We start from the raw sequence: 19,848 nt of genomic DNA, 5'->3' as shown, positions 1-19,848 counted from the left end.
GCGCCGGCGGCGCGGTTCGGGTTCAGCTGCGGCGCCGTGCGTGTTCCCTGACGACCTCGTCGATGATCGTCCGGAAGACCGCGGTGACAACGGCTGGAGCGATGCCGGCGGCGGTCGCCAGCGCGTGATAACGCGCCATCTGGGCGGCTTCGCGCACGGCATCCACCGGCGCCAACGCGCTGCTCGCCTTCAGGTCGCCGACCCGTTCGGTGATGCGAAAGCGCTGGGCCAGCAAGTCGATGATGCGTGCGTCGACGGCATCGATGTCGGCACGCAGCGCGTTCAGCTCGTCGTTCGGCATGGTGTTGCCGTGCACCGTCACTGCACGCGCCGGATCTTCGGCGAGCGGTTCGAGCCCTCGAATTCCAGGTAGTACGCGCCCAGCGCGCCGCGGCGCACGCGCACCTTCGGGTCCTGCTTGTCGATGAAGCCGCGGCTGTCGTCGCTGATCTGCCAGACCTGGCCGTTCGCCAGCCGAATCTTGTCTTTCGGATTCCAGCCCTCGAAGCGTCCTTCGATGTGCGAATCGATCGCGTCGAGCCGGCGCTCGCCGGCCAGCGTGTCGAGGCCGAACTCGGCCGGTGTCTCGCGGCTCTCCGGACGCACCGTGCCGGCCGCGGGGACCGCGGGGACGGTCATCGCGTCGTAACACGCGAGTCGCTGCGGCGGGTCCTTCAGCGCGCGGCAGCGCAGGACATCGGCGTCGAGCGCGAAGGCGGCCGGGGTGATCAGCAAGAGGAACAGGGCGGCTTTCACGGTCGCATCGTCTCCGGGTTGTAGTGGTCAAGGGTGCAGGTGCTTCAGCACGGCACAACCAGGCGTTCGCGCACCTGGCCGAGCGACTTCAAGCGCTCGTCCTGCGACTTGCGCGCTGCGTCGACCAGCCGCTTGCGGCACTCGCAATCGGCGTTCAGCAGGTCGGCCAGGGCGTTGGCAACGCGCGCCGGCACGTCCGCGGCGAGCCGCCGCTGCTCGGCCTCGATCTCGGCGTCGGTACGGCCCAGCGCCTTCTGCGCCAGCACGACGATGCGCGCGTTCGACAGCGCCTCGACCTTCTCGCCGACGCGGCGCTCGACCTCGATGCGCACGACCTCGCGCGCCGCGCGCTCGATCAGCAGCGGGTGGGCGAAGGACACGACCAGCAGCAGCCCGAACAGCAGCGCGCCGCCGAAGCCGATCAGTTGCAGTGCGCGCTTCATGGGTGTCTCAGGCCCGGCTGCGCAGCTCGTGCAGCGTCGTCGCCAGCAGCTTCAGTCCGATCGCGCCGACGATCGCCGCCGCGATGCGGTTCAGCCGCTGGCGCTGCCGCGCATAGGCGGCCTGGATGCGCGGCTGCGACAGCAGCGCCGCGAGCAGGCTGTGCCAGGCGAGGGCGTTGACGAAGACCAGCGCGACGGCCGCGGCGAGCAGCGCCGGCTCGGGCGCGGCCGGCAACGCGGTGGCGAAGACGCTGCCGAAGAAGAGGGCCGACTTCGGGTTCATCACGTTGGTCAGGAAGCCGAGGCGGAACGCGGCCCCGGCGGCGATCGCGCCGCCCGCTGCGCCGTCGCCGGATCCGCCCGCGCGCCACAGCCGCAGCGCGACATACAGCAGGTACACGCCGCCGGCGATCTGCAGCGCCAGGCGCAGCTGCGGCATCGCCGCGAACACCGCCTGCACGCCGAGGATCGCCAGCAGCGCCCAGCCGAGCGCGACCGCGCTGACGCCGAAGCCGGCGAAATACGCGCTGCGGCGGTGCCCGCTGGCCGCCAGCTGCGACACCAGCAGCACGTTGGCGCCCGGCGTGACCAGCATCATCCAGTGCAGCACCGCGATCGTCAGCAGCGTCGTCAGCATGGGTTCACCTCGTTGCATCGATGCGTTGGGAGCGCGTCGGCGCGCCGCTGCGCGAATAGTGCACGCGGGTGTCGAGCCGGCCGTCGCCGTCGCTGTCGACCTCGGCGGTCTCGACGCGGCCGAGCTGCAGGTGCTCGATGCGCAGCGGCAGGCCCGAACGCGGGTCGACGTACTCCACCGTGCGCAGCACGCCGTGCTCGAAGTGCGAGCGCAGGTCGGCCAGGCCGTCGCCGTCGGTGTCGGTCTCGGTGGTCTCGACATTGCCCGCGCGGTACTGCTGGCGCGTCTCGAACACGCCGTCGAAGTTGTCGTCGGATTCGCTGCGCTCGATCAGGCCGCGCCGGTCATAACGTGCGATGTGATCGACCTTGCCGTCGAGGTTGCGGTCGACCGTGGCCTCCAGCAGCGTGCCGCGCGGCGAGAAGGTCCAGCGCTCGTCGAGCACGCCGTCGCGGTTGTGGTCGATGCCGTCGGCGCTGACCGGCGAGCGGAAGAAGGCCCATGAACCGGCGATGCCGACGGCCAGCGCGGCCAGCGCGGCGATCCAGGTGTTGCCGCGGTGGCGTTCGGCCAGCGGGGGCAGCGGATCGATCACATCGGTCGCCTCCCAGCGCTCGATCGCCGCACGCGCCGCCGGGTAGCTGTCTTCGTCGGCCATCAGCCGGACCAGCCGCGCGGTCGGCAGCTCGCCCAGCGCGCCGGTCAGGAATTCGCCGTCGATGCGCGTCGCGATGCCCTCCTGCTGCAGCAGGGCCTGCAGCATGTGGGCCTCGACGGCGTTGGCGGCCTCGTAGACGGTCTTCATCGGTCGGTGTGTCGGAGGGCGCGGGGCGATTCCTGTCCCGCGGTGGTGCCGATAATGGCATGCCATCGCGGCCACGCCGATGTCCACGCTCTACACGCTCGCCTATCCGACGCTCAGCGACGAGGACCGCCATTTCGTCGAGCGCCTGCGCCACCGCCACGATCCGCGTTTCTTCGATCGGGTGGCGGCGCACTTCACGCTGGTCTTCGGCTGCAGCGGGATCGGCGCGGATGTCTACATCGAGCATGTGCGCGGGGTGGCCGCATCGATGGCGCCGGTGCGCTTCGCCTGCCGCTACGCGATGCTCGGCGCCGGCGACCACGACGCCACCGCCTACGTCTATCTCGTGCCCGACGAGGGCTTCAGCGGCCTCGCGCTGCTGCACGACGCGCTGTACCGCGGGCCGCTCGAGCCGCACCTGCGGCTCGACGTGCCCTTCGTGCCGCACATCACCGTCTGCACGACGCCGTGGCGCGCCGAGGCCAAGGCCTTGTGCGACGAGCTGAACGCCGGCGGCCTGGTGATGGCCGGCGCGGTCGAGGCGCTGTCGGTGTGCACGCTGGAAGGCGAGCGCGTGAAGACGCTGGCGGAGTTCCGGCTCTAGTCGCGCGGCCGTGGCTCGCCGCGCGCATGGCGCCGCAGCAGCTCGCGGCCGATGCGCAGCGCGCCATACGCACCGAGCATCGCGGCCAGCACCCACAGCCCGCGCGCGCCCAGCGTGCCCGGCTTCAGCAGCAAGGCCAGCGGCACGCCTGCCAGCGCCGCCAGCAGCGCGGCATGACCCCGGTGCCACGTGCCGGGGGCCAGCGCGGACGCCGGCTCGGCGGGCGGCGGCCGGCGCACCGCCGCATCGCGCAGGCGGCGCCGGCGCGCGAGCAGCGCGCCGAGCACCGACGGTGCGTCCAGCAGCGTGTCGACCAGCGCCTGCACTTCGTCCAGCTCCCCCGGCGCGTAGTGCGCCTCGCGCTGCCGCGTCGCACCGCGCCGCTCGGCCAGCAGGCACAGGGCTTTCGAGGCCACCAGGTCGCGCTCGACGGCCAGCCCTTGGCCGGTCATCAGGCCGAGCTCGAACAGCGCTTCCGGGTGCAGCTGGTTCGCGGCATGGCCGAACCACTGGTAGGCCTTCATCTCGTTCTTCGGCACGCCGATGCCGTCGCGGTGCATCAGGCCGAGCTCGTACTGCGCGCCGGCGATGCCTTGTTCGGCGGCCAGCTCGAACCACAGCGCGGCCTGCGCGTCGTCGCGCGGCAGCCCGTCGCCGCGCCGGCACAGGTGGCCGAGCGCGGTGCGCGCCGCGGCATGCGCCTGCTTCGCCGCCAGGCCGTAGCAGCGCGCCGCGGTGCTGAAATCGCCGGCCGCTTCGGCGTCGCGACCCAGCGTGTACTGCACCTGTGCATCGTTGTCGGCCGGCGCGCTGCGCCGGCCGAGCAGGCGATCGAGCGCGTCGAGCGCGGCCGGATCACCCGCCGCCACCGCGCTGCGGTACCAGCGTTCGGCCTGCAGCCGGTCCTGCCCGAGCACCTCGCCGTCCTCGTACAGCCCGCCGAGCGTCGTCTGTGCCGCCGCGTGGCCGCCCTTCGCCGCACGCTGGGTCCAGCGCGCGGCGAGCTGCGCATCCGCCGGCACGCCGCGGCCGTCGGCGACCATGCCGGCCAACAGGTGCTGGGCGATCTCGTGGCCCTGGTCGGCCAGCGGGCTCAGCAGCCGCAGCGCGAGCGCATCGTCGCCGCGGCGCAAGGCCTCGTCGGCTTCCTCGAAGCGCGAGTCGACCTCGGCGCAGCAGGTGTCGATCGCCAGCAGCAGGCCGCCGGGGCTCGAGTCGAAGCGGCGCATCAGCTGGTCGGCCGCCGCGGCCGTCGCGCTGCCGAGCTGCTCGCGCACGCGGCGTCCGATCGCCGCGTCGCGGGCGTCGCGCGGGGCCTGCGCGCCGCCCAGCGCGCCGGGCTGCCAGCCGGTCGCCGCGCACAGCAGCGCACAGCCGACGACGCTGTTCTGGCGCACCCCCAGGCCATGCAGGAAGGCTTCGGCCAGTGCGTACTGCGCCTGCCGGTTGCCATCGGCCGCCAGCGGACGAAACTCGGCCAGTGCCGCTGCGTGATTGCCATCCAGCCGCGCCGCGAACCCCTTGACGCAGGGCCCGCGCGCACCGAGCGAGTACACGCGGCCATCGGCCAGGTGCACCTCGCCGGCTTGCTCGTCCAGCACGTTCAGGCCCAGCGCCGTCGCGCGCGCGACCACCAGCACCTGCACTTCGTCGAGCCGGTCGCTGCGCGCCAGGTCGATCGGCCACACCGGCGCCTCCGCGCGGGCCGGATCGAGCCGGCCATCGGCCCAGACGCTGTCGCGGCCGCTGCCGGGATAGCGGCAGTTCAGCTGCTCGGCCAGCGTCCCGAAGCGCGGGCTCGGCGCGGCCGCGCCGTGGTGCAGGCGGTCGACCAGCGCAACGGCCGCATCCAGGCTGCCGGGCACGGTGACGTCGTCCGGCTGTTGCCAAACCTGCAGCAGGTAGCTCATCGCGCGGGAATCGAGGGGGTCATACAGCTCCCGAGTGCCACGCTCCGGCGGGCGAGCGGCTCGCAGCTTGCCAGAGCCGCCGTGCGGCGCGCAAGCGGGCGAACCGCCCAGCGCGTGCGACCGCTGCGAGCGGCCTGGTACGGCTCAGTCTTCGACGGCCAGCCCGGCCGTCCACATCGGCTGCGCGGCGCCGAAGATCGAGTCCGCGCCGCGCGCGACACCGCTGCGCGACAGATCCAGCCAGGCCAGCGTGTCGTGGTGGCTGCCGGGCAGCAGGTCGCGTTCACGTTCAGCGCGCAGCCAGGCATAGAGGCGCGCGTACTCGCGCGGCCGGCGCTGTTCGATCCAGGCCAGGCCGACCAGGTCGGCGTAACCCTCTTCGCGGCGGGCCGCGCGCATGCCGAGGTAGGTGGCGCGCAGCTCGGGGCTGACGACGCTGGCGTCCGGCGCCGAGAAGCCGGCCGGCAGGCCGTGCCAGGCACCGTCGACATAACGCCGGCAGTGGCCGAGCTCGTGCGCGGCCATCATCTCCAGCGCCGCGTCGAGCAGCTCGGGCTCGATGCGCTCGAGCGTCGCCTGCGCTTCCGGATTGCCGCGCATCGACAGCACCAGCTTGCAGCGCCCCTTGATGTAGGCCAGCGCCAGCGGCGCAACGCCGGGCAGCGGATTGGGCTGCACGATGATGTCCAGCGGCAGCTTGTGCTGGCGCGCGAATTCGAGCACCGGCGCGGCGCCCTGCAGCCAGCGCTGCTCGATCTTCGTCAGGTCGGCGGCGCCGGCGGGCAGCAGCGCCAGCGCGCTGAAGAGCAGTGCCCCCAGGCGGCGCATCGATCGGGTGGCGGTGGCGAACATCAAGTTCACAGCTGAAGCGGGCTGCGCAGGCCGAACTCGGCCTGCCAGTCGCGGGTCTCGGGCAGCACGTAGACGACGCCGCGGCCGCGGCCGAGCGTCTTCGCGACCACGTGCTCGAAGAAGCCTTCGCTGACGACGATGCAGCCGAGCGAGATGCGGTTGTCGGCCGGGGTGTCGCTGTCCAGGCGCTGCGCACGGCGCTCGGCCGCCGGGCCGGGGCGTACGCGGTGGATCGCGATCGCCGTCTCGTAGTCGACCCAGACCACCGCCTCGCCCTTGTCGTTGCGGCCGGGAACCGACTCGAAGCGGCCGGCAGGGGTGGTGCGTTCCTGCGGCGCGATCAGGCTGACCGGGCGGGCGCCGATGCCGGGCACCGAATCGTCGCCGCGCGCCAGGCCGAGCAGCGCTGCCGAGGCGCCGACCAGCCGGCCGTCGGGGCCGAAGACGTGGATGCGGGCGTTCTTCTTGTCGACGACCGCGAACGGCCGGCCTTCGGCGTTGCGTTCGGCGTAGGCCCATTGCGCGACGGCGCGGGCTTCAGCCGACGCCGGCTGGCCGCCGAAATCGGCCTGGCGCTGCTCGGCAGCGCCGCAGCAGGCCGCCCAGGCGAGGGCCAAACCAACCCCGATCGCGCGCAGAAACCGAATCCCGCCCATCTGCCGTCCCGCCATCCAAGCAACAACAAGAAGCCGGGCGTGGGAGCCCGGCTCGGTAAGTGAATGCTAACGGTGGGGTCTCGAATCGAGCGCTCGAACAGGACTGCAAAAGCTGCTCAAACCGGCACTTTGACCGCAGTGGCGGCGCGCAGTTGTAAACCGCCGCCGGCCGGGATCGGCGCCGAGATTTCGAAAGTTACGCGCCGGCGCGCAGCTTTGAAATCGAGTTTCCGCGGCCGGCGCGACAAAGAAAATCATCGGTTGGCATGCGATTTCTACAGTCGCCCCCGAACAGTAGCCGAGTGGTGCTGTCTCAGGCGCCGGGCGGTCCCGAGGACCGCTCGAATCAAGACAACGATGGTGGGGCGACAAACGATGAACACACGGACGACCATGCCGAGCCGCACGCTGCTCGCGACCGCGGCACTGGCCGCCTTGCTCGCGGCGCAGCGGGCGCATGCGGCAGACCAGCCGGCGGCACCGGCCGCACCTGCACCGGCCGCGTCGGCGGCCGAGGCACCGGCCAAGCCGGTGGCCGAGCAGCAGGTGGCGCAGGCTAGCGCCGAAAAGGCGGCCGACCAGCCGGCTCCTGCCGCTGCGGCCAAGCCGGCCGCGAAGGCCGCCGAGGACGCGGCGACCAAGGAAGTCAACCAGATCATCGTCACCGGCACCGCGCGCCGCGAGGGCCTGCGCAAGCTGGAGGCCAGCTTCTCGATCACCACCGCCGACGAGGAGCAGATCAAGCAGGCCGCGCCGTCGTCGACTGCCGACCTGCTGAAGATCGTGCCCGGCGTGTTCGTCGAGACGACCGGCGGCCAGTCCGGCGCCAACATGCGCGTGCGCGGCTTCCCGACGCCCGGTGACGGCCCGTACTCCACCTTCCAGCTCAACGGCTCGGCGCTGTTCGGCCTGCCGACGCTGTCGTTCTTCGAGCAATCCCAGATGTTCCGCCTCGACGACACGATCGAGCGCGTCGAGGTGCTGCGCGGCGGCCCGAGCCCGATCTTCGGCAGCGGCCAGCCCGGCATCACCGTCAACTTCATCCAGAAGAAGGGCGGCGACGCCGCCGAAGGTGGTCTGCGGTTGAGCACCGGCACGGCAAACCTCCGCCGCATCGACGGCGTCTTCAGCGCGCCGCTCGGCGACAAGTGGTCGGCGATGGTCGGCGGCTTTTATCGTTCCTCGTCCGGCATCCGCGACACCGAATTCCCGGCCGACCGCGGCGGCCAGTTCAGCGGCATGCTGACGCGCAAGCTCGACGACGGCGGCTCGGTCAGCGTCTATGCCCGCGCGATGAACGACAAGAACGCGTTCTACACCGCCATCCCGGTGGTCGGCAGCAACGACGGCAAGAGCGTCTCCAGCTTCCCCGGCTTCGACGCACTCACCGCCTACTACTACGGCAACGAGCTGCGCCACGTGACGCTCGAAGGCGGCCGCGCGACCGGCCGGCAACGCGCCGACGGCACGCCGGAAATCGCCCGCGAGACGACCACGCGCGACTTCGCCGAAGGCCGCGGCGCCAAGGTCAACACCTTCGGCGCCATGCTCGACACCAGGCTCGGCAGCTGGTCGCTGTCGAACAAGCTGGGCTACACCTCGGGCAGCGTGCCGACCTACGCGCTCTTCTCGGGCGCCAATCCGCAGACGCTGGGCTCGTACATCAACGCGCAGGTCACCGCGGCCAACGACAGCGCCCGCGTGCGCAACGCGGCCGGCGCGGCGGCCACCGGCGGCACGGCGCGCTTCGTCAATGGCGGCACCGAGATCACCGACCTGAACCGCCAGGTCGTCGTCAACGGCATGTGGGCGGTCGACAAGGACATGCAGTCCTTCACCAACGAAACCCGCCTATCGCGTGAAGTGGGCGGCGGCCACACGCTGACGTTCGGCCTGTACCTGGCCGACTACTCGTCGCACGACCAGTGGATGCTCGGCCAGGCGCAGCTGATGACGGTGGAGCCGCATGCCCGGCTGATCGACGTGACGCTGAACAACGGCGTGCGCGCCTCGGGCCGCGGTTTCGTCACGCCGCCGTTCTCGTTCAACCTCGACGGCAAGTACAACGGCACCAACACCGCGATCTACGTCGCCGACGAGTGGAAGGTCAACGAGCAGCTGCGCCTCGATGGCGGCGTGCGCTTCGAGCAGCAGCGCATGTCGGGCACGCTGGCCGACTCGACCGGTGGCGACATCGACGGCGACCCGCTGACGCTCTACAACAACAACCTGTCGTACTTCACCGGCACCACCAGCCAGCTCGCACCGGGCGGTGTCAGCCGGTTGCGCGAGACCTCGCTGACCTTCGGTGCGAACTACAACCTGTCGCGCTCGTTCAGCGTCTTCGGCCGCCTGAACCGCGGCCACCGGCTGCCCGATTTCGACGTGCTGCGCGGCCGCGCCGCCAGCGATCCGACCTCGCCGGTCGAGGACATCTCGCAGGTCGAGATCGGCCTGAAGACCGCGACGCCGCTGTACACCGCCTTCGTCACCGCGTACCACAACCGGCTGAAGAACTCGCAGTCGCAGCAGTTCACGAATGCCGGCAACACGGTGGAGCGGGCGAGCTCGAAGGCCACCGGCGTCGAGTTCGAAGCGTCGCTGCGGCCGCTGCGCGGGCTGACGCTGGACCTGATCGGCAACTACCAGAAGAGCGAGTTCACCGACTTCGGCACGCAGACGGGCAACATCGTGCCGCGCCAGCCGAAGCTGTACTACCGCTTCACGCCGAGCTACAAGCTGCCGACCGAATTCGGCGCGTTCCGCTTCTTCGGCACCTACAGCTACGTCGGCGAACGCTTCGCGGCCAACAACAACGTGCTGAAGCTGCCGGCCTACAAGACGCTGGACGCCGGCATCGTCGCGCAGATGAACAACGGCATCGAAGTGCGCTTCACCGGCAGCAACCTGACCAATGAAATCGGCCTGACCGAAGGCAACTTCCGCGCGCCGGGCGCCGGGGCCGACGAGAACGGCGTGTTCCTCGCGCGGCCGCTGTTCGGGCGCTCGTACGAGCTCTCCGTGGGCTTCACGTTCTAGGACCAGCGAGGGGGCGGCGGGCGTTCAACGGGTCGGCGCTCGCCGCGGCGGCGCGGCGGACGGGTCGGGATAATCCGGCCCGTCCGCTGCCCTCCGCCTTTCATCCGAGTGAACCCTGACCACCGCCTGCGCACCCTCGTTCTCGGTGGTTATGGAAACTTCGGTGCGCGCATCGCGCGGGCGCTGGCGCAGGACCCCCAGATCGCGCTGGTCGTGGGTGGGCGCGATGCCCACCGCGCCGCAGCGGCGGCCGCCGCGCTGGGCGCCGAAGCGCTCGGCATCGACGCACTGGCCGACGACCTGGCTGCGCGATTGAAGCGCGAAGGCGTCGGCCTGGTGGTCCACACCGCCGGTCCCTTCCAGCAGCAGGACTGGCGCGTCGCCGAAGCCGCGGCCGCGGCCGGCGCGCACTACATCGACCTGGCCGATGGCCGCCGCTTCGTCTGCGATTTCGCTGGTGCGCTCGACGCGCGCTTTCGCGCCGCGGGGCGCAGCGCCATCACCGGCGCGAGCACGCTGCCGGCGCTGTCGACCGCGGCGGTCGACGAGCTCACACGCGGCTGGCAGCGCATCGAATCGATTCACAGCTGCATCGCGCCGGCGCAGACCGCGCCGCGCGGCGTCGCGACGCTCGAGGCCGTGCTCGGCTACTGCGGCGCGCCAGTGCGCGTGTGGCAAGACGGCCGCTGGATCGAGCAGACCGGCTGGGCCGATCCGGTGGCCGTGCACTTTGCGCGCTTGCAGCCACGGCTCGGTGCGCTGTGCGACGTGCCCGACCTGGAACTGCTGCCGGCGCGCCATCCCGGCGTGCAAGCAGTCGGCTTTCGCGCTGCGCTGGAGCTGTCGATCACGCAGCGCGGCCTGGCGGCACTGGCGGCCTTGCGCCGCGCCGGGCTGCTGCGGCGGCCCGAGCGCCTGGCACGGCTGCTGCACCGCGCGGCCGACTGGCTGGACCCGTTCGCGCGCGGCGGCACCGGCGCGATGGTGCTGCGCGTGCAGGGCAGCGACGCCGCCGGCAACCCGGCCCGGCGCAGCTGGCACGTCACTGCCGGCAACGACCACGGCCCCGAGATCCCGTGCATGGCCGCGATCCTGCTCGCGCGCCGGCTGGCCCACGGCGAGGCGCTGCCGATCGGCGCGATGCCCTGCGCGGGACTGCTGACGCTGGATGACTTCGCGCCCGAGTTCGCGCGCTGGGGCATGCTGGTCGACGTGCTCGACGAGCCGCCGCCTGCAGGCGGCTAGCGCCCGACCGGAGCGGCCTCGCGGCGGCGCGGCCACTTGACCACGCCGACCGCCAGCGCGGTGCCGGCGAGGATGATCGCCGCGCCGCCCAGCGCGCGCGCATCGAGCCGTTCGTCGAGCAGCAGCGCACCGTAGAGCACGCCGAACAACGGCACCAGGAAGGTCACCGTCAGCGCCCGCTGCGGGCCGGCGCGCTGGATGATGCGGAAGAACAGCACGTAGGCCAGCGCGGTGCACAGCGCGGCGAGCGCGATCACCGCAGCCCAAGCGCGCAGGCCCGGGGCGCCGGCACCGACCAGCGGCGGCATGGTGAAGGCTGCCGGCAGCGCCAGCCCGAGCGTCGCGCCGAGCTGGCTGCCGGCCGCGGTGGCCAGCGGCGGCACGCCGGGCAGGTAGCGCTTCGTGAAGCTGGCCGAGATGCCGTAGAACAGCGTCGCCGCCAGCACCGCGAGCACGGCCCACGCGGCGGCGCCCTGGTTGCCGGCCACCTTGTCCCAGCTGAGCACGGCCACGCCGACCACGCCGATCAGCAGCCCGGCCGCGCGCGGCGCGGCCAGCCGTTCGCGCAGCCACACGGCGGCGACGAGCGCGCCCCAGATCGGCGCGGTGGCGTTGAGGATTGCCGTCAGCCCGGTCGGGATCGACAGCACCGCGAACGAGAACAGCACGAACGGGATGCCGCTGTTGATCACGCCGACGAAGAGCGAGGGCCGCCAGTGGCTGCGCAGCAGGTGCAGCTCGCGCCGCGCCGCCAGCAGGCCGAGCAGCATCAGCGCGGCGAGGAAGACGCGCAGGAACGCGGTGCCGAGCGCGCCGAACTCGAGTGCGCCCAGGCGCATCAGCAAAAACGAGCCGCCCCACAGCGCGGACAACAGGACGAGATCGGCGATCCAGGGCATGGGGCAGTTCCGGGGCGGGGCGGTCGCCCCGATGGACCGCATACTGTCAATGTCCGCTTGACGACACAAGCGATGTTTTCTGGCTCGGTTGTTCAGAATGGCTTAACGATGAAGCTGCCGCCCCTGCATGCGCTGCGGATGTTCGATGCGGTGGCCCGCCTGGGCGGGATCCGCGCCGCCGCCGAGACGCTGTTCGTCACGCCGGCGGCGGTGACGCAGCAGGTCAAGCAGCTCGAGCGCTCGCTCGGCGTGCCGCTGCTGCAGCGCCAGGGCCGCAGCGTCGTGCTGACCGAGGCCGGCCGGCAGCTGCACCTCGGCACGACGCGTCATTTGCACGCCATTGCCGAAGCGGCCGAGCAGGTGCGGCCGCGCGAGCAGCGCGTGCGCATCACGACGGTGGCGAGCTTCGCGGTGCGCTGGCTGGTGCCGCGGCTGCAGCGGTTCATGGACCGCTGCCCGGATGTCGACGTGCAGGTCGATGCCGACCACCGTCTGCTCGATCTCGGCAGCGGCGACTGGGACCTGGCGATCCGCGAGGGACAGGGCCGCTACCCGGGCACCGAGGCCGAGCGGCTGTTCGGGCTGGAGGTCGTGCCGGTGTGCGCGCCGGCCTATGCGAAGCGCCACTTCAAGCAAGGGCCGGCACGCGGCTGGCCGCGCGCGCGGCTGCTGCACGAGGTCGGGCATCCGTGGTGGCCGGGCTGGCTCGAGCGCGCCGGCGTCGCCGGCATCGACACCGGCAGCGGGCTGCACTTCTCGCACACCGTGATGGTCATCGCCGCCGCGCTGGACGGGCAGGGCGTTGCGCTGGTGCCGCCGCCCTTCATCCAGGACGAGCTGGCCGAGGGCCGCCTGTGCGTGCTGGATGCGCAGCCCTACGAGACCGGCGTCGGCATGTACGTCGTCTGGCCGGCGGGCCGCGGCCCGGGTCTGTCGGCCGAGGCACTGCAGTTCCGCGACTGGGTGCTGGCGGAAGCGCGCGGCGCGACCGCGCCTGTCCGGCGAACCGCACGCGCGCCGGCCGCGATTCCGGCCGACCGCACGCCGCGCGCGGCGACGACCGCGGCTGCCGCGCGCCGTTCTCCTCGGTAGCGACGCCTTCAGGCGGCGCGCTGCGTGCCTGGCACGCACGCTGCTAAGGCTTGTCCGGTGCAGCCCGGGCGACGATCCGGGCGCCGACCTTTCCCCCACCCAGGAGACCTCGATGAACCGCCGTGTCCTTTCGCTGCACGTCCTTGCCTTGACCGCGCTGGCCGCCGCGCCGCTCGCGCAGGCCCAGTCCTACCCCGACAAGCCGGTGCGCGTCGTCGTGCCGTTCGCGCCGGGCGGCACGACGGACATCATTGCCCGCGTCGTTGCGCAGCAGATCCAGCCGGCGCTCGGGCAGACGATGGTGGTCGACAACAAGGCCGGCGCCGGCGGCCTGCTGGGCGCCGGCGAGATCGCCCGCGCCGTGCCCGACGGCTACACGCTGGGCATCGCCACGGTGTCGACCACCGCGTCGGTGCCGGCGATCAATCCGAAGACGAGCTACAACCCGCTGACCGACTTCACGTCGATCATCAACATCGCGGCGACGCCGAACGTGCTGGCGGTGCACCCGTCCTTCGCGGCGAAGGACTTCAAGACCTTCATGTCGATCGTCAAGGGCGCGCCCGGCAAGTACACCTACGCCAGCTCGGGCACCGGCGGCATCGGCCACATGCAGATGGAGCTGTTCAAGTCGCTCACCAGCACCTTCGTCACCCACATCCCGTACCGCGGCGCCGGCCCGGCGCTGAACGACGCGGTGGCCGGCCAGGTGCCGATCATCTTCGACAACCTGCCCTCGGCGCTGCCCTTCATCAAGGACGGCCGGCTGATCGCGCTGGCCGTTGCCGCGCCGCAGCGGCTGCCGATGCTGCCGAACGTGCCGACCTTCAAGGAGCTCGGCCTCGAGCCGGTCAACCGCATGGCCTACTACGGCGTGCACGGGCCCAAGGGTCTGTCGAAGGACGTGGTCGCCAAGGTCTCGGCGGCGGTGAAGAAGACGCTGGAGCAGCCCGACGTGAAGAAGCGCATCGAGGACACCGGCTCGATCATCATCGCCGGCACGCCCGAGCAGTTCAGCGCCGAGACCCGCGCCGAGTTCGAGGTGTACAAACGCGTCGTCGAGCAGCAGAAGCTGAAGCTCGAATAACCGACCGCCACCTCACGCCATGACCGACGCCGCCCTGCCGACCCCGAACCACCAGTTGTCCATGACCGTGCTGATGACGCCGGACCAGGCCAACTTTGCCGGCAACGTGCATGGCGGCACGATCCTGAAGCTGCTGGACCAGGTGGCCTACGCCTGTGCCAGCCGCTACGCCGGGCGCTACGTCGTCACGCTGTCGGTCGACCAGGTGATGTTCCGCGAGCCGATCCACGTCGGCGAGCTGGTGACCTTTCTCGCATCGGTCAACCACACCGGCACCTCGTCGATGGAGATCGGCATCAAGGTGATGGCCGAGAACATCACCGCGCGCACCGCGCGCCACGCCAACAGCTGCTTCTTCACGATGGTGGCGGTGGACGATGCGCGCAAGCCGGTGGCGGTGCCGCGTTTCGAGCCGCAGACCGACGACGAGCGCCGGCGCTACGAGGCAGCCAAGCTGCGCAAGGAGCTGCGCCAGCAGTTCGGCGAACGCCTGGCGGCGATCAAGGGCGCGACGACCAGCGGCGGCTGAAGGCATCCCGGCCGATGGCGCTGGAATTCCGCCGGCTGACGCGTGCGGACTTTGCGCTGCTGTCGCACTGGCTCGCGGTGCCGCACGTGCAGCGCTGGTGGCACCACGATCCATCGCCCGAGGCCGTCGAAGCCGACTTCGGTGCCCCGATCGACGGCGCCGATCCGGCCGACATCTACATCGCGCTGCAGGACGGCCGGCCGATCGGGCTGATCCAGCGCTACCGCTTCGACGACAACCCCGCCTACATCGACGAGCTGGCGCCGGTGGTGCACGCGCCCGGCGAGGCGCTGAGCATCGACTACTTCATCGGCGAGCCGACCCTGCTGCGCCAGGGGCTGGGCGCGGCGATGATCCGCGCACTGGTGGAGTCGACCTGGCGCGACTATCCTGATGCGCCTTCGGTGATCGTGCCGGTCAGCGCGCACAACGAGGCCTCGTGGCGCGTGCTCGAACGTGCCGGGTTCGAACGCATCGCGGAGGGGCCGCTGGCGCCCGACAACCCGGTCGACGATGACGCTCACTTCGTCTACCAGGTGCTGCGGCCCGGTGCCGTGACGCGCTGAACAGGAGACGGGTGCGATGTCGACACTGGACTGGATCGTCATCGCCGCCTACCTGGCACTGACGCTCGGCATGAGCGCCTACCTCGCGCGCGGGCAGTTCTCGCCGGACGACTACTACGTCGGTGGCCGCACGATGCCCTGGTGGGCGCTTGCGCTGTCGACGCTGGCGACACAGTCGTCGGCGAACTCGTTCATCGGCATCCCGGCCTTCGTCGCGCTGGTGCCCGGCGGCGGCCTGAGCTGGTTGCAGTACGAGCTGATGCTGCCGCTGGCGATGGTGGTGATCGCGGTGCTGCTGATGCCGGTGTTCCGCACGCTGCGGCTGATCAGCGTCTACGAATACCTCGAGTTGCGCTTCGACCGTCCGACGCGGCTGGTGCTGAGCGGCGTGTTCCTGCTGTCGCGCGGGCTGGCGACCGGCGTCGCGTTGTATGCGGTGGCGGTGCTCGTGGAGGTGTGCACCGGGCTGCCGCTGGCCTGGTGCGTCGTCATCGTCGGCGGCGTCACGGTGGTCTACGACACGATGGGCGGCATGCAGGCGGTGGTCTGGACCGACGTGATGCAGATGATGCTGATGGTCCTCGGCATCGTCGCCTGCGGTGCGATCGCGCTGCAACTGGCCGGCGGCGTGGCGCCGGTGCTGGCAGCGCTGGATCCGTCGCGGCTCGACGCGGTGCAATGGGCGCATGGCATCGGCGACGGTGCCCGCGCGCCGCTGTGGGGCTTCGTCGCCGGCGGGCTCGTGCTGTACATCAGCTATTACGGCGTCGACCAGAGCCAGGTGCAGCGCCAGCTCGCTGCCGTCAGCGTGCACGAGGCCCAGCGGATGCTGTGGCTGAACGGGCTGGCGCGCTTTCCGCTGACGCTGCTGTACGCCGGGCTCGGCGTTGCGGTCGGCGCGGTCTACCTACAGCACGAGGCCTTGCGCGCCGCCGTGCCGGCGGGCAAGCCGGACTACCTGATCCCGTACTTCATCACGATGTACCTGCCGTCCGGCATCCGCGGCCTGCTGGTCGCGGCGATCCTGGCGGCGGCGATGTCGAGCCGCGATTCGGCGCTGAACAGCCTGTCGGCGGCGACGATGCGCGACTTCGTCGAGCCGCACATCACGCCCTCGCGCCGCCTCGTCGCGAGCCGCTGGATCACCGCGTTCTGGGGCACGCTGATCGTCGTCTTCGGCCTCTTCGTCGGCGATCTGGCCGACAACCTCGTCGAGGGCATCAACCAGGTCGGCGCGCTGTTCTACGGGCCGCTGCTGGCGGCCTTCCTGTGCGGCATCCTGGACCGGCGCGCGCGCGGGCCGGCGGTGCTCGCCGGTGTCGCCCTCGGGCTGCTGGTCAACCTGGCGCTGTACTGGGGGCTCGGCGCGACGCTGTTCTGGATGTGGTGGAACGTCACCGGGCTGGTCGTCGCGGTGCTGACGACCGTCATCGCCAGTCGCCTGATGCCCGCCGTGACGCCGGCGCCCGGCACGGTGCTCGACGGCGCGGCGCTGCGCACGCGCCTGGCAGACGCGCACCGCTTTTGCATCGGCCTGGTCGCCTACGGCGTGGTGATCGCGATGGTGGTCGTGGCGCTGGATCGGCGCTGAACATCAGAACGCCCGGCTCGCCGGCATCCACGGCGCGCGCGGCGCCGACGCAGGTCGTTGGCGGCGACCTCGGTGAACTATTCACGGTCGGATCCGCGTGACCGAGGGGGGCAGCGGATGGCAAAAGTCACTCCGCGGGCGGCCCGGCGGCTTCTAGCATGCCGGCATGGTTCTTCAGTTCCCCTTGAAGCCCGGCTCCGGGCGGAACGCCGAGCGCAGCACGCTCGAGGTGCTGCTTTGTCAGCTCCACGAAGCGGCCGACGACGAGGATCTGCAGGCCGCCGTCGACCGCATTGCCGCTGGCGAGCGCGACGCGTTGCGCACGGCGTTGCAGAAGGTGTGCGGCTTGCTGGGCCCGGACCGGCAGGGTGCGCGGGACCGCGTGTACATCCCGTACTAGAACTCGCGGCTCGCCTGAAGGTAGAACGCGCGCGGCGCCAGCGGCAGGTCGTTCGGGATCACGCCCGGCGCCAGGCTGGGTTCGCGCACGTCGGCATTCGTCAGGTTGCGCACGGCGGCGGCGAATTCCCAATGTCCGAAGTGCGCGGCATCGCCGCGCAGGCGGCGCAGGGTCAAGTCCAGCGTCGTGTAGTCGGCGATCGGCGGGCGCGCGTCACCCGCTGCGCGGCGGCGGTCGGCGACATGGTTCAGCTGCGCGCTCGCCAGCCAGCGCGCCGCCGGCCGCCATTCGGCGCGGGCGTAGAGCCGGCGGTGCGGCGCATAGCCGATGTCGCGCCCGGTGGCGGGATCGGTCGACACCTGGTACGAGAAGTGGCCGCTGAAGCGCAGCGTGCGCCGCGGCTCCCACGCAAGCTCGAGCTCGGCGCCGCGGCCGTGCTGCTCGCCGATGTTGCGCCACATCGCGCCCGGTGAGGGCGCCGGGTTCGGCACCGTGCGGATGATGTCGCGCATGCGGTGGCGAAATGCGTTCAGCGTCAGCTGCCACTCGAGCGCCGGCTGCCACTTCAGCGCCGCTTCCCAGGTGCGGATGGTCTCCGGTTTCAGCGCCGCATTGCCGCTGGCCACCGGGTTGATGCCGTACTGCTCGTTGAAGGCCGGTGCGCGGAAGGCGCTGCCGTACAGCAGCTTCAGCGTCAGCGCGGCGCTCGCGTCCCACACCAGCGCGAGCCGCGGATGCGTCGTCGGGCCGGCGTCGGAGTAGCGGTCGTGGCGCACGCCGGCGGTCAGGGTCCAGTCGCGCGCGAAGCTCCATTCGTCCTGCAGGTACAGGTGGTGAACGCGCCGGCGCGCCGGCAGGATGTGCGGCTGGATCGCCGAGTACTCGACCTGCGGGCCGGTCAGCGCCGGCAGGCCGGCTGCGTTCAACGTGTTGTTCTTCCAGGTCTCGGCGCGGTAGAGCTCGACATCGTCGTGGCCGGCGCCGATGCGCACCTGATGGCCCGCGAAGCCGCTGTAGAGCGCATAGGCCGACGCGCGCAGCCCGCGCTGCCAGCGGTTCGGTCCGCCGATCACGCCTTCGGGGAACAGCCCGGTCGGAAAACGCGTGCCGGGCGGGAACAGCACGAGGCGCGGATTGACGTCGGCCGACCACTGGCCGCCGAGCGCCGCGCCGGCGCTCCAGTGCGGTGCCAACTGCGGCTCGCTCCACGACAGCTCGCTGCTGAACCATTCGGCGCTGATCTCGCTGGTCGGGTCGAGCGCCGACGACACGCCGGCGCCGGTGCCGACGTGCTCGCGCCGCTTGTAGTCGTTGCGCCAGCGCCAGGCACCGCGCGCGACCTCCAGCGTGGCATCGAGCAGGTCGCGGCCGGTGTCGACCGGGCCCGGCGCCAGGCTCGCACGGGTGCCGAACAGGCGATCAAGCCGGGTCTGGTTGTCGGCCTCGATGATCCGGCGCTGGCCGTCGCTGCGGCCGATCTGCAGCGATGCGGCCAGATCGAAGCCGCCGATCGCGCCGCTGTGCAGCAGCCAGGCGTCCTGCGTGTCGAAGGAGCCGACGCGGGCGCCAAGGGTGGTCGACGGCGTGGCGCTCGCCGGCCGCGTGATGACGTTGATCACGCCGGCATAGGCGTTGGCGCCGTAGAGCGCCGAGCCCGGGCCGCGGATGACCTCGATGCGCGCGACATTGGCCAGCGGCATCGCCGTCCACTGGTTGCCCTTGTCGCCGTTGTAGATGTTGATGAACGGAAAGCCGTTGTGCAGCAGCAGCAGCTGCGGATTCGACACGCTGCCGGTGATGCCGCGCACCCAGTACATCGGCACGTAGCCGATCGCGCTGCGCCCGACGTGCAGCCCGGGCACCAGCAGCAGCGCCTCGTCGAGCTGCGTCGCGCCGGCGTTGGCGATGTCCTCGGCGGTGACCACGCTGGCCACCGATGGTGCGCGCCGCAGCGGCTGCGGCGAGCCGGTGGCGATGCTGATCAGCGCCTTGTCGCCGTAGGCCTGGTCGAGATCGTCTTCGTCGATGCGGCTGGTGGCGGCGCCGGCCGTGGCGCAGGCGGCCGCGCAGCACAGCACGCAGGCCAGGCGGCCTGCGGGATGAAGGAGCGCCGACGGCGCCCGAGCGGACATTCGCCACTGCCTCCGCGCTGGAAGAACGTCGGCCGCGATCTTGTCACGGTGTGTAGCGCGGTGGGCGTTGTTTTTGGGTGCCGCGGGCGGCGCACGGGAACGCGCCTGGTCAAGCCTAGGTCAGGCCTACTCCTGTCCCTGGCCGCGTTCGGGTGGCATTGCCTCCGAAGCGCACCAACCGCCACCACGCATGCGCTGTCGGTACTCCGGCCTCAGTTCACTCGGCCCATCCTCTCCCAGCAGGCCGCACGGGTCGTACCAGATCTTCGTGCGTGCGGATCCAAGGAGCGAGGGCAACTCGCCGCTGAACTCCGGGTTCTCGGGGCACCGGTAGTGCCAAAGCGCCCAACGGTCAGGGAGATCCGCGAAGCACAGCACCTCCTTGATGCCGCCGTTGCAGTTGGTGCCCAGGACCAGAACCCTTCCCGGGATGTCGGGGTGCGGGTGTTCTACCTGGAGCACGACATCATGGTGAAACTCGCCCTGCCTCCAGTGGTCGAGCACGTGATATCCGCCGTACTTCCGTCGCACAACTTCGAGCAGGCTGGTCAGCTCCGTGCGCGGGACAAGGAAGGCAAGGTCCATGTGCGGCTGATGACGTCGAT

The 19,848-nt window shown here is 71.3% G+C and carries 20 protein-coding genes; 9 read left to right on the top strand and 11 right to left on the bottom strand.

Features of this window, described 5'->3' with window-relative positions:
- Positions 1–22: 22 nt before the first annotated feature.
- Genes HLB44_RS34680 through HLB44_RS34660 form a run of 5 tightly spaced genes read right to left on the bottom strand, consistent with a single transcriptional unit; the run spans position 23 to position 2,641 of the window.
- A complete protein-coding gene (locus tag HLB44_RS34680; protein WP_343051753.1) occupies positions 23–316 on the bottom strand; it encodes a chorismate mutase in 294 nt (97 codons plus the stop codon).
- Between the two features lie 2 nt (positions 317–318).
- Positions 319–756, bottom strand: coding sequence for a hypothetical protein (locus HLB44_RS34675; protein WP_173134805.1), 438 nt, complete (start codon positions 754–756; stop codon positions 319–321).
- A 44-nt stretch (positions 757–800) separates the two neighbouring features.
- A complete protein-coding gene (locus HLB44_RS34670) occupies positions 801–1,199 on the bottom strand; it encodes a hypothetical protein (protein ID WP_173134803.1) in 399 nt (132 codons plus the stop codon).
- Positions 1,200–1,206: 7 nt separating this feature from the next.
- Positions 1,207–1,836 carry a LysE family translocator gene (locus HLB44_RS34665; protein ID WP_173134799.1) on the bottom strand — a complete coding sequence of 210 codons (630 nt, stop codon included), beginning with the start codon at positions 1,834–1,836 and terminating at the stop codon, positions 1,207–1,209.
- A gap of 4 nt (positions 1,837–1,840) precedes the next feature.
- Positions 1,841–2,641 (bottom strand): putative signal transducing protein, encoded by an 801-nt coding sequence (locus HLB44_RS34660; RefSeq protein WP_173134796.1) that lies wholly within the window; start codon positions 2,639–2,641, stop codon positions 1,841–1,843.
- A 79-nt stretch (positions 2,642–2,720) separates the two neighbouring features.
- On the opposite strand from HLB44_RS34660, the gene HLB44_RS34655 reads away from it, so the two are divergent.
- Complete coding sequence (locus HLB44_RS34655; RefSeq protein ID WP_173134793.1) at positions 2,721–3,245, top strand: 2'-5' RNA ligase family protein; 525 nt, start codon at positions 2,721–2,723, stop codon at positions 3,243–3,245.
- Here HLB44_RS34655 and HLB44_RS34650 read toward each other — a convergent pair.
- From HLB44_RS34650 to HLB44_RS34640, 3 genes are all read right to left on the bottom strand, one after another.
- Positions 3,242–5,155, bottom strand: a complete 1,914-nt coding sequence (locus HLB44_RS34650; RefSeq protein WP_173134790.1) for a tetratricopeptide repeat protein — start codon at positions 5,153–5,155, stop codon at positions 3,242–3,244. The genes HLB44_RS34655 and HLB44_RS34650 overlap by 4 nt on opposite strands.
- Before the next feature lie 144 nt (positions 5,156–5,299).
- On the bottom strand, positions 5,300–6,007 hold the full coding sequence (locus HLB44_RS34645) for a hypothetical protein (RefSeq protein WP_246312644.1): 708 nt from the start codon (positions 6,005–6,007) through the stop codon (positions 5,300–5,302).
- 5 nt (positions 6,008–6,012) lie between these two features.
- Positions 6,013–6,624, bottom strand: a complete 612-nt coding sequence (locus HLB44_RS34640; RefSeq protein ID WP_173134787.1) for a L,D-transpeptidase — start codon at positions 6,622–6,624, stop codon at positions 6,013–6,015.
- A 414-nt stretch (positions 6,625–7,038) separates the two neighbouring features.
- On the opposite strand from HLB44_RS34640, the gene HLB44_RS34635 reads away from it, so the two are divergent.
- Both HLB44_RS34635 and HLB44_RS34630 read left to right on the top strand, forming a co-directional pair.
- Complete coding sequence (locus HLB44_RS34635; protein ID WP_173134784.1) at positions 7,039–9,702, top strand: TonB-dependent receptor; 2,664 nt, start codon at positions 7,039–7,041, stop codon at positions 9,700–9,702.
- A 108-nt stretch (positions 9,703–9,810) separates the two neighbouring features.
- Positions 9,811–10,947: a saccharopine dehydrogenase family protein gene (locus HLB44_RS34630; protein WP_343051752.1), complete on the top strand. Its 1,137-nt coding sequence runs from the start codon at positions 9,811–9,813 to the stop codon at positions 10,945–10,947.
- Here the strand turns inward: HLB44_RS34630 and HLB44_RS34625 are convergent.
- Positions 10,944–11,846 (bottom strand): DMT family transporter, encoded by a 903-nt coding sequence (locus HLB44_RS34625; RefSeq protein WP_246312643.1) that lies wholly within the window; start codon positions 11,844–11,846, stop codon positions 10,944–10,946. The two genes, HLB44_RS34630 and HLB44_RS34625, sit on opposite strands and share 4 nt — an antisense overlap.
- Positions 11,847–11,954: 108 nt before the next feature.
- Between HLB44_RS34625 and HLB44_RS34620 the strand changes: the two genes are divergently transcribed.
- From HLB44_RS34620 to HLB44_RS34595, 6 genes are all read left to right on the top strand, one after another.
- Positions 11,955–12,938 carry a LysR substrate-binding domain-containing protein gene (locus HLB44_RS34620; protein WP_173134778.1) on the top strand — a complete coding sequence of 328 codons (984 nt, stop codon included), beginning with the start codon at positions 11,955–11,957 and terminating at the stop codon, positions 12,936–12,938.
- 112 nt (positions 12,939–13,050) lie between these two features.
- Complete coding sequence (locus HLB44_RS34615; protein WP_173134774.1) at positions 13,051–14,025, top strand: tripartite tricarboxylate transporter substrate binding protein BugE; 975 nt, start codon at positions 13,051–13,053, stop codon at positions 14,023–14,025.
- A gap of 19 nt (positions 14,026–14,044) precedes the next feature.
- A complete protein-coding gene (locus HLB44_RS34610; protein ID WP_425500894.1) occupies positions 14,045–14,554 on the top strand; it encodes an acyl-CoA thioesterase in 510 nt (169 codons plus the stop codon).
- A 14-nt stretch (positions 14,555–14,568) separates the two neighbouring features.
- Positions 14,569–15,120 (top strand): GNAT family N-acetyltransferase, encoded by a 552-nt coding sequence (locus HLB44_RS34605; RefSeq protein ID WP_173134771.1) that lies wholly within the window; start codon positions 14,569–14,571, stop codon positions 15,118–15,120.
- Between the two features lie 16 nt (positions 15,121–15,136).
- Positions 15,137–16,711, top strand: coding sequence for a sodium:solute symporter family transporter (locus tag HLB44_RS34600; RefSeq protein ID WP_173134768.1), 1,575 nt, complete (start codon positions 15,137–15,139; stop codon positions 16,709–16,711).
- A gap of 166 nt (positions 16,712–16,877) precedes the next feature.
- The gene (locus HLB44_RS34595; RefSeq protein ID WP_173134765.1) at positions 16,878–17,111 is read left to right on the top strand and encodes a hypothetical protein; all 234 of its coding nucleotides are present in this window, start codon (positions 16,878–16,880) and stop codon (positions 17,109–17,111) included.
- Here the strand turns inward: HLB44_RS34595 and HLB44_RS34590 are convergent.
- Together HLB44_RS34590 and HLB44_RS34585 are read right to left on the bottom strand one after the other, a co-directional pair.
- Complete coding sequence (locus tag HLB44_RS34590) at positions 17,108–19,243, bottom strand: TonB-dependent receptor plug domain-containing protein (RefSeq protein ID WP_173134762.1); 2,136 nt, start codon at positions 19,241–19,243, stop codon at positions 17,108–17,110. The genes HLB44_RS34595 and HLB44_RS34590 overlap by 4 nt on opposite strands.
- 126 nt (positions 19,244–19,369) lie before the next feature.
- Positions 19,370–19,828 (bottom strand): hypothetical protein, encoded by a 459-nt coding sequence (locus tag HLB44_RS34585; RefSeq protein WP_173134760.1) that lies wholly within the window; start codon positions 19,826–19,828, stop codon positions 19,370–19,372.
- Positions 19,829–19,848: the final 20 nt, after the last annotated feature.

This window comes from Pseudaquabacterium terrae (genome assembly GCF_013266755.1).
In the GTDB taxonomy this organism is placed as follows: domain Bacteria; phylum Pseudomonadota; class Gammaproteobacteria; order Burkholderiales; family Burkholderiaceae_C; genus Pseudaquabacterium; species Pseudaquabacterium terrae.
This window is presented reverse-complemented; position numbering and strand designations above follow the sequence as displayed.